Raw genomic sequence first — 9,851 nt, 5'->3', positions numbered from 1 at the left:
TCAAGGCATTTTTCTGTACCTAATAGCGAGCTATTAGTCAGAAAAATAACGATGAGAGGCGGAAAAATAGCCCGTTGGGCAAATTTTCTTATGTGTAGCTCAGGTTATTTAAATCAATAAATTAAAACCTAACTATTCTCGGCTTTTAACTTCAACTGCATAATAGAGCTAAATCACCTAATTAGCCTAATTAAAACCGATAAAAAAATTGTTACTTTATAACTTTATGTTATGATATAACATAATTAGAATCCAAGTTAATTTAAAATGAAAAATATCATTCCTCTTTTTTATCTAAGCACCTTAGCCAGTGCTTGTGTTTACGCTGATACTAACGCTGACATAGAACAAATTAAAATTATCCATAAACAAGCTTATCGTGGTGATATTGCCAACAAAGATTTACCTCAGTCAATTAGTACAATAGACAAAAGTTTATTAGTGGATTTAGGCTTAACTGATTTTCAGGATACATTAGATTTATCGGCCAGTATTTCACGCAAAAATAACAGCGGAGCATTATGGGACAGCTTTTCAATTCGTGGATTTTCCGGTAATGAAAACATGCCGTCTGGCTATTTAATTAACGGCTTTAGTGGCGGCCGTGGGTTCAGTGGCCCAAGAGATGTTTCCAATATTGAATATGTTGAGGTATTAAAAGGTCCTGGCTCTGCTTTATACGGCCGTTCAGAGCCGGGCGGCACAATTAATATTGTGACTAAAAAACCCCAATTTATCGAAGCCGGACAAATTAATTTGGAAATTGGCGATTACAATCATCAGCGAATTTCCGCAGATTACACCAACGGGTTAACGGATAAACTTGCGGTCAGAATTAATGGTGCATGGCAAGATAGCGACAGTTTTCGCGATCAAGTAACCTTACAAAAACAAGTATTCACTCCTTCTTTGTATTATCAAATTAACCAAGATTCTAGTCTGACTTATGAGTTTGAATATGTTGATTTAAAACAACATTTTGATCGTGGTATTATTGTTTTAAATAATGATTTTAATACTCTACCGGCAGATCGTTTTTTGGGTAACCCAAATGATAAACCCATGAATGTTCACTCGTTAGGGCATCAACTCACTTATCATTTAGAGTTAAATTCAAGCTGGTCATTATTAACCGGCTTAAATTATCGCACCTCAACCTTAAAAGGATTTTCATCCGACGCGGAATTAGCAACCAGCCGACAGTCAGTATTTGATGACGGAGAAACTTTAACTCGCCAACACAGATACAGAAATTACAGCGCCGAAGATTTATCGGCTCGCGTTGAACTCAGCGGCCATTTAATAACAGGCGATTGGATACATCATTTGTTAATTGGTTTAGACAGTTACGATTATGATTTAAACACGGCATTGTCTCGTTTTCGCGGTGGCAAAGGCAGCTACAGCATTAATATTTTTGATAATGCTGTTCAACAAGCTGGGCCAGAGGTTTCCCTGTTAAACCATAATATAGAAAATCAGCAAGCGTATGGTTTATATGTGCAGGATCAAATTGATATTACTCATAAATTCAAAGTATTACTGGGCTTAAGGTTTGATGAAATTGAGCAAACGATTCAAGAAAAAGTGGCTCAGGTAAGCTCTGTTGATACCGAGCAACAACTTAGCCCAAGATTAGGTTTGGTTTATAACCTAACGCCCCAAATGACTTTGTATTCAAGCTATTCCGAAGGGTTTGTGCCTTTATCAAGCACGGATGCCCAAGGTAATCCTTTTGGCTTTGAACACAGCGACTCATTAGAATTTGGTGTTAAATATTCAAATGCAGCATTTAATCTAAGCGCTGCAATATTTGAGGCCAGTAAAGATAATATTCTTGTCGCTGATCCTGCTAATATCGGCTTTTTGTCTCCGCTTGGCAAAGCGAATAGCCAAGGGCTAGAGTTAGATATTGATACTTATTTGTTTGAAAATACGCAAGTTAAATTATCTTATGCTTACATAGATGCCAAAACCAGCAATGATGTAAATAATCCAGACTGGAATACGCCTATTCCTAAAGGCAGTCCGCTGGTGAATGTGCCTGAACAAAAAATAAGTCTATTAATTAACCAAACTGCTGAGTTATTTCACAAATCAGCCAATTTTGGTGCCCGCTACGAATATATAGATGAAAGATTAGGGGATGCTGCCGATTTAAGCTTTAGATTACCGGATTATCAAGTTGTGAATGTGTTTGCTCATTTAAATTTAACCGGGCAAACCAGAGTATCGATCACCATTAATAATCTATTTAACGAACGCTATATTGAAAGCAGTTACAATGCATTATGGGCTTATCCGGGTGCACCTAGAATGGTTAAAGCAGCGTTAAGTTATGAATTCTGATATTTTGCAGCATAGCCAATCCATTGAGATAAAAAAGCGGATCCACAGTATAGACATAATGCGTGGTCTGGTGATCCTGATCATGATTTTAGATCATGTCCGTGAGCGCTTTTTTCTGCATCATCAAGTCAGTGATCCAATGGATTTAACCACCACAGATCCGGCCTTATTCTGGAGTCGGTTTGCAGCTCATCTTTGCGCACCCACTTTTATCTTTTTAACCGGATTATCCGCGTATTTATATAGTCAGCCAAGGCAAGGCAAACCCAGAGATGCATCTGCTTTTTTATTTAAACGCGGAATATTTTTAATTGTATTAGAAATAACACTTATTTGTTTTTCGTGGCTAGGCACACTCAGCACCCTTTATTTACAAGTGATCTGGGCGATTGGATTAAGTATGATCGCGCTGGCAGTGCTGATTAAACTGCCTAAATATTTATTATTAATGATTGGGCTAGCTATCGTTTTTGGGCATAACCTGCTAACACAGATTCATTTTAATCCCGAAGAGATTGGTTACAGTTTATGGACCATTTTACACGACAGAGGTTATTTAATAACTAATTCTGTCGTTAATGTAAAAGTCAGCTATCCGGTACTGCCGTGGATTGGCGTAATTATTTTAGGCTATTTGGCTGGGCCTTTATATCAGCAAACAGCAGCTTTAAGACAAAAGAACTTGCTTAAACTGGCACTGTTTTGTTTATCCACGTTTGCAGTTTTACGCGGGTTTAACCTTTATGGTGAAACGCTTGACTGGCAAATTCAAGCTCATTGTTATCAAACTCTAATGGATATATTTAACCTAACTAAGTATCCACCCTCACTCAATTTTTTATTAATTACCGGCAGTATGATGTTTGCAGGTTTGTATTTATTTGAGCGTTTTCCGGCAAATTGGCACCGTTTTATTCAAACTTTTGGGTCAGTACCCATGTTTGTTTATATTCTGCATCTATATGTTTTACTTATCTTATATATGCTTGGCCAATTAATATGGGGCAATAATCAAGGCATTTATTTTGGCGTCAACCATATTAGTTGGATCTGGCTAATCACCTTGTTATTAATCGCAGCACTTTATAAACCGGTTGCTTGGTTTAGCCAATATAAACGCAAACATCAGTATGTTTGGCTGAAATATTTGTGATAGCTATTAAGCAGATAGAGCTAGAACTAAATCAATATAAATACGGTAAGTACCTGTCGCTCCCGACTCAAACCTAACAAAAAAGCCAGCTTAAATTTTAAGCTGGCTTTTTATTTGCTCTTTTATTTATCCGTTTATATTTACCCGTTTAAACCATAACGAGTGAAACCATTATTATTGGCAAAGGCTTAACGAAACCTGATCATCGTCTTTATTTTGAATCGCTAAGTTAGATACCGCTAAACCTAACTGGCCAGTAGTTTTAATTTGCCACGGAATAGTCACAGCTTGTAACTCTGCTTTATCCGCCAAACAACTAACATCAACCGATACTTTGATCCATTCGCCTGTTGTTTGCTGCTTTAATAAGTCAGTAATATCCACCTGCGGCTGGCAGTTCTGAGTACAAAATAGCGCTAAACTCACTTTTTCTGTCGGTAAAGTATCGACCCTTAACTCAAAATTAACCACACTTTGCTGGTTAACAATCTCTGCCATATTTTTTGGTTTAGAATAAATTAACTGAGCAGCAGCCTCACTTTGACCTGACCAAACAAACTTACGGGCATCTTCCTGATACGCAAGATTAATAGCTTGAATGGTTAAGTTTTCACTGTTTTTAGTTGTGCCAGACGGACCTTCAATAATTAAACTCCAGTCGTTTTTATCACCCAAAGACCAATTTAAACCTTGACCTAATTGACGATAAAATAAGGCATAACCCACATCAGTTGCTTTTTGCTCTTTTACCCTAACCGTTTCATCTAACTCTGCCAGTTCAACTTTATCCTGATAAGTTAAACCAAATCCATACGCAAAGAGTGGATCGTAATTTTCATCACGTGAATTAAGCACGACTTGAGTATCATATTTAGGCCACGAGAATGATAATTTACCTTTAAAATCAAAATTAACTTGTCCATTGGTCTGTGTTAACAATACATCTGCAACCCCCTGACCTTCCGAGCCGGGTAACCAAGCTGCAACAAAAGCATCCGATGCATTAATTTCTTTATTAACCCATAATGGGCGACCGCTAATAAATACGGTAACAACAGGAATGCCCTGCGCTTTTAACTTTTTAAGCAAAGCTAAATCGGTTTTTTCTTCTTTTTGATATTCAATATATTGAATATCACCAAACCACTCAGCATAAGGATCTTCACCTATCACCACAATAGCAACATCCGGCTTGCTTGAATATTCACCATCAACACTATATTGAACCGAGCCACCTGCGGTTTCAATTGCCGTTTTTAACCCTTGATAAATAGTGGTTGCCCCCGGGAAATCAGCATTGGTATTATCCGTACCTTGCCACGATACACTCCAACCACCCGCTTGTTTTGCCATGCTGTCAGCCGCATCACCCGCAATTAAAATATTTGCTTTAGGGTTAAGTGGTAATAATTGTTGATTATTTTTAAGTAAAACCAAAGATTCACGTACCGCCTGACGAGCAATTTCACGATGCGCTGTAGCGCCAAACTGAGTTAAATCATTCGACATTTCCCGCTCCGACGGTTTGCCGCGTTCAAATAAACCCCAACGCACTTTTGCTCTTAAAAAGCGAGTCACAGCATCATCAATCCTTGACATAGGTATTTCGCCGCTTTTCACTTGTGCGATAGTATTATGATAAAAAGCTTCAAAATGCTCAGGTACCATAATCACATCAATACCGGCATTAATCGCATTTGCACATTGCTCTAAATCACAACCATCAACAAATTTATGCCCATTCCAGTCAGACACAACAAAGCCATCAAACCCCATTTGCCCTTTTAATACGTCAGTCAATAAATATTTATGACCATGTAAACGCTCGCCTTTCCATGAATTAAATGATGCCATAACAGACTGAACACCCGCTTCAATTGCGGTGAAATAACCAGCAGCATGAATATCTCGCATTTCTTGTTCAGAAGCTAAAGTATCACCACGATCAATGCCATTTACCGTGCCGCCATCACCAACAAAGTGTTTTGCTGTGGCAATTCGGTGATAACCGGTTAAAAAGTTTTTACCTATTTCGCCCTGCAAACCTGCCACCATTTCTTTAGCGTATGCAGCAACTATTTCAGGGTTTTCAGAATAACTTTCATAAGTTCTACCCCATCTGTCATCCTGAACAACCGCAACCGTTGGTGCAAAGCTCCATTCAATACCGGTAATCGCAACTTCTTTAGCCGTCGCTTCACCAATTTTGCGAATGAGTTCTGGGTTATTCATTGCGCCGAGGCCTATATTATGAGGAAACAAAGTCGTACCAGATACATTACTATGCCCATGCATTGCATCTGTTCCCCAAATCGTCGGGATTTTTACCCCATCAAGCGAATCATCAATTGACGCTTCATACATTTCATCAGCGTATTTAAGCCACTCTTGCGGGGTCGCCGTTTTATTACCATACGGCGCCGTATTACCGCCGTTTAAATACGAGCCAAACCCATATTTACGCATTTGCTCAACCGTTAAGTAGCCAATTTCTGGTTGAACCATTTGCGCTACTTTTTGCTCAAGTGTCATGTTGGCTAAAATCTCAGCTACTTTTTGTTCTACAGCCGGATCACGTTTAAGTCTGGTATTTGCGTTAGGCCAATGAATGGTTTCAGCCTGTGCTTGGGTTTGAGAGTTTTGTTTAGTCACTTTTGTTACATCCGGGATCTGTGGTTGATGAGTTTGCTCAGAGCATGCCGCTAAAACAATCGGCAATGATAATACCGATAACTTGAATGATTGATTTAACATAATGAAAGCCTTGTCAGCGATAACGATAATTTCTATTTTTCATACATAATAAAATATCAGTAAACGTTTTCTATTAAAACTAAAAAATATAATAACATTTCATTTTATTGTTTTAAGTTTTAACATATTTGTTAATAAACAAGAATAAAAGTTAAATTTTTTAGAGGTGATTTCGTATAGATAAAATAATTGATCGTGCTTTAACCACTCTTACCATAACTAAATTACATAAAAAGAACTTTAAAAACATACACTTAAAATAATACAAATAAAGCCCTAGTTAAAAAACAAACAAATTGATTATTTTTTAGCTATTTTAGTTTGAAAATTGTAAAAAATGATTTATATTTGAAATCGTTTACATTAAAAAATCGTTAAATGTACTATATAAAACGATTGAAAAAGTGTATACCATAAACTTATGGTCTATATGAAACTTACTATAAGACCATAAGCTGGAGATAAGATTAATTAACAATAATCACTCAAATATAGAGGCGAATAATGAAAGCTAACAAAGGAAATTTTACCAAGTCATCGCTGGCTTTAGGTATTGCAGCGGCACTTTGTACTACAACAAGTATTGCGGCTGATGCAGATGACACAGAAGTCATTCAAGTCAAAGGGATTAGAGGAAGTATAGTAGCCGCTCAATCAATCAAACGTGATGCTGTCGGGGTTGTAGACGCAATTTCAGCAGAAGATATGGGTAAATTCCCAGATACAAACTTAGCTGAATCACTGCAACGTATAACAGGTGTTTCGATCAGCCGAGAAAATGGAGAAGGCTCGAAAGTAACAGTGCGTGGTTTTGGCGCTGAATATAATATGATCACATTAAATGGTCGCACCATGCCCGCTGGGGGCGTGTATGGTGGTGGCTCTGGTGCAGGGGGGACATTTGGCGGTTCTACCCGAGCGTTTGATTTTGCCAGTCTAGCATCTGAAAGTGTAAATGGGGTACAAGTTTATAAAACCGGACGCGCAAGTATTGCAAGCGGCGGGATTGGCGCAACCATCAATATAGAAACAGCAAAACCATTGCAGAACCCAGGTTTCAGAGCATCTGTTGGTGCGAAAGCCATGCATGATACGACTAACCGGACCGGTGATGATATCACCCCAGAATTATCAGGATTATTAAGTTGGACAGACGATAACTCTGAGTTTGGTATTAGCTTAACTAGTAGTTATCAAAAGCGCGATTCTGGCACACAAGGTATTGCTGTAAATACTTGGAATCAAGGAATTTGGGGGCAAGACGAGCTTTATTCATTTGCAGATAATGCCGTCATCGAGAATGCGCCTGAAGATGGTACTTTATATTCTCGCCCGAATGATGTCCGCTATACCTTTTCAGATATACAACGTGAGCGAACCAATGCTCAATTAACTATGCAATGGGCGCCGACAGAACATATTGTTGCCACGTTAGATTATACTTTTGCAGAAAATGAAATTTTAGAGCGACGGGGTGAATCAACCAGTTGGCTTGCCAATAGTTCTTCTATCACTAAGGTGGTATTTGATACAAACCCTAGACTAGCTTCGCCTTTATATATTGAAGAAGTTAGTGGTCCTCGCGATCAGGGTTATGAACAACAGTTACGTCAACAAACCAATACGCTAAAATCATTAGGATTCAATTTAGATTTACAAGTAACAGATAATTTACATGTGAAGCTGGACTATCATTCATCATCTATGGATAGTTTACCAACTGGCCCAGGAAAAAGTGGTGAAATAGCTGCCAGTATTGGTGCACCGACTCAAATGTCTCACTGGATTGATTACAGCGGTGATTTACCTTTATTTGGCATGACTTTAGATGATAGTGATCGCGGTAATAATAATGGAATTCATGATGCAGGAGACATAGGTTCTCAAGTTGTCCGTGTATTTTATGCAGATCAAACCATGGATATAGATCAGTTCAAATTTGATGGTAGTTATGAATTTGATGAAGGTTCGTTTGACTTTGGTATTGAAAGTCGTGAAATGCAAATGAATGCCAAACAATCTGACCGCTATATGGCGATGGGTGACTGGGCAATTGCCAACGTAGGTGATATTCCGGCTGAATTATTTGAAGATTTTAATTTAGCAGATTTTGATGATTATGATGCTTCTGGCTCCTTCCAGGGCGGATTTAGAGGTAATGCTGAAGACATAGCTGCTTCATTGGTTGATACTTACGGCACTGAAGAAAATGGTTATTGTGTATGCTATAACCCAACCTTCTCAGCTAATAATACAATATCTGAAAAAATCCAAGCGGCTTACGCTCAAGTTAATTTAATGGGCACACTCGCCGGTTTAGATACTAATTTAGTATTAGGTATGCGTTATGAAACAACCGAAGTTAACTCATCAGCGTTAATCACAATTCCAGCTTATTTAACCTGGCAGGATAATAACGATTTCTTAATTGAATATGGTGACAATGAGCCAGAAATTTTTGGCTTAAAAGCCGACTATGATAACTTCTTGCCGAGTTTTGATTTTGATATTGCCTTTACTGACGATATCAAAGGTCGTGTATCTTACAGTAAAACAATAGCCCGAGCTAAATTCTCAGACTTAAGTTCTGCAATTGGCACATATAGTGCGGGTGGCGGCTCTACTTATAACGGTGCAATTCCAACTGCAGATGCAGGCAACCCAGCATTATTACCATTAGAATCAGATAATTTTGATATGTCTTTAGAATGGTATTACTCTGATGATAGCTATGCATCTATTGGCTTGTGGGAAAAACGGGTTAGCAACTTTATAGGTACAGAACAAGTTGATCAAACCTTATTTGATATTCCAGATGCTTCCAGTGGTCCATCAGTTGAAGCTGCCGCACAAGCGTTAGCTGATAATGGGTATTCGATTGATGATACTTCATTATTTACTATGCTTGCGATTTTGCAAAATCCGGGGGCATTCCCTGGAGGGGCAGCAGATTATGACGGAACTCTAACTCAAGCTCAAGAAGTAGCAACCGCTTATGACGTTATACCAGATGCCAACAGTCCTCTTAATGTATTTAGAGTAAGTCGTCCAATTAATAACCGTAGTGCAAAAATTCACGGTTTAGAAATCGCTTCAACTCATTTCTTTGGCGATTCGGGTTTTGGTGTACAAGCTAACTACACCATTGTTAGGGGTGATGTAAAATTTGATGATTATGCAGATCCAAGTGTCTCGCAGTTTGCGTTATTAGGGTTAAGTGATACCGCCAACTTAGTTGCAATTTACGACAAAGATGGGCTGCAAGCACGTATAGCTTATAACTGGCGAGATGAATACTTACGTAGTTCTAGCCAAGGTAGCTCAAGAAACCCTGTTTATGTTGAAGCCTATTCACAAATCGATGTTAATGTAAGTTACGATATTAATGATCACTTTACTGTTTTTGCTGAAGGTTTAAATATTACCGGCGAAGACAGACGCGATCATGGCCGCTCAAAATCACAAATTGAATACTTGCTTGATTTAGGCCCTCGTTATCAGGTTGGTGCACGCTATACTTTCTGATAAATAAGCTGTTTGTTGTATAAAACAGCATTAAAAACTGGATAAAAGCCGCCAACAGGCGGCTTTTTAC

The 9,851-nt window shown here is 38.4% G+C and carries 4 protein-coding genes; 3 read left to right on the top strand and 1 reads right to left on the bottom strand.

What is annotated here, in order from left to right:
- The first annotated feature begins 267 nt into the window (after window positions 1-267).
- Window positions 268-2,349 (top strand): TonB-dependent siderophore receptor, encoded by a 2,082-nt coding sequence (locus N7931_RS15890; protein WP_262795336.1) that lies wholly within the window; start codon window positions 268-270, stop codon window positions 2,347-2,349.
- Window positions 2,339-3,502 carry a DUF1624 domain-containing protein gene (locus N7931_RS15885; RefSeq protein ID WP_262795335.1) on the top strand — a complete coding sequence of 388 codons (1,164 nt, stop codon included), beginning with the start codon at window positions 2,339-2,341 and terminating at the stop codon, window positions 3,500-3,502. The genes N7931_RS15890 and N7931_RS15885 overlap by 11 nt, the downstream gene beginning before the upstream one ends.
- Before the next feature lie 174 nt (window positions 3,503-3,676).
- Here the strand turns inward: N7931_RS15885 and N7931_RS15880 are convergent, their stop codons facing one another.
- Window positions 3,677-6,256 carry a glycoside hydrolase family 3 protein gene (locus tag N7931_RS15880; protein WP_262795334.1) on the bottom strand — a complete coding sequence of 860 codons (2,580 nt, stop codon included), beginning with the start codon at window positions 6,254-6,256 and terminating at the stop codon, window positions 3,677-3,679.
- A 504-nt stretch (window positions 6,257-6,760) separates the two neighbouring features.
- Here N7931_RS15880 and N7931_RS15875 point away from each other — a divergent pair.
- Window positions 6,761-9,781 carry a TonB-dependent receptor gene (locus N7931_RS15875; RefSeq protein ID WP_262795333.1) on the top strand — a complete coding sequence of 1,007 codons (3,021 nt, stop codon included), beginning with the start codon at window positions 6,761-6,763 and terminating at the stop codon, window positions 9,779-9,781.
- The last annotated feature ends 70 nt before the right edge of the window (window positions 9,782-9,851 follow it).

Source organism: Catenovulum sp. 2E275, from assembly GCF_025515275.1.
Taxonomy (GTDB): domain Bacteria; phylum Pseudomonadota; class Gammaproteobacteria; order Enterobacterales; family Alteromonadaceae; genus Catenovulum.
The sequence above is the reverse complement of the archived record's forward strand: the minus strand, read 5'-3'. Positions and strand labels throughout refer to the sequence as shown.

Excerpts from the sequence above, each read along its gene's own strand:
- N7931_RS15890 (WP_262795336.1), top strand. The coding sequence starts at position 268 with ATGAAAAATATCATTCCTCTTTTTTATCTAAGCACCTTAGCCAGTGCT.
- N7931_RS15885 (WP_262795335.1), top strand. The coding sequence starts at position 2,339 with ATGAATTCTGATATTTTGCAGCATAGCCAATCCATTGAGATAAAAAAG.
- N7931_RS15880 (WP_262795334.1), bottom strand. The coding sequence starts at position 6,256 with ATGTTAAATCAATCATTCAAGTTATCGGTATTATCATTGCCGATTGTT.
- N7931_RS15875 (WP_262795333.1), top strand. The coding sequence starts at position 6,761 with ATGAAAGCTAACAAAGGAAATTTTACCAAGTCATCGCTGGCTTTAGGT.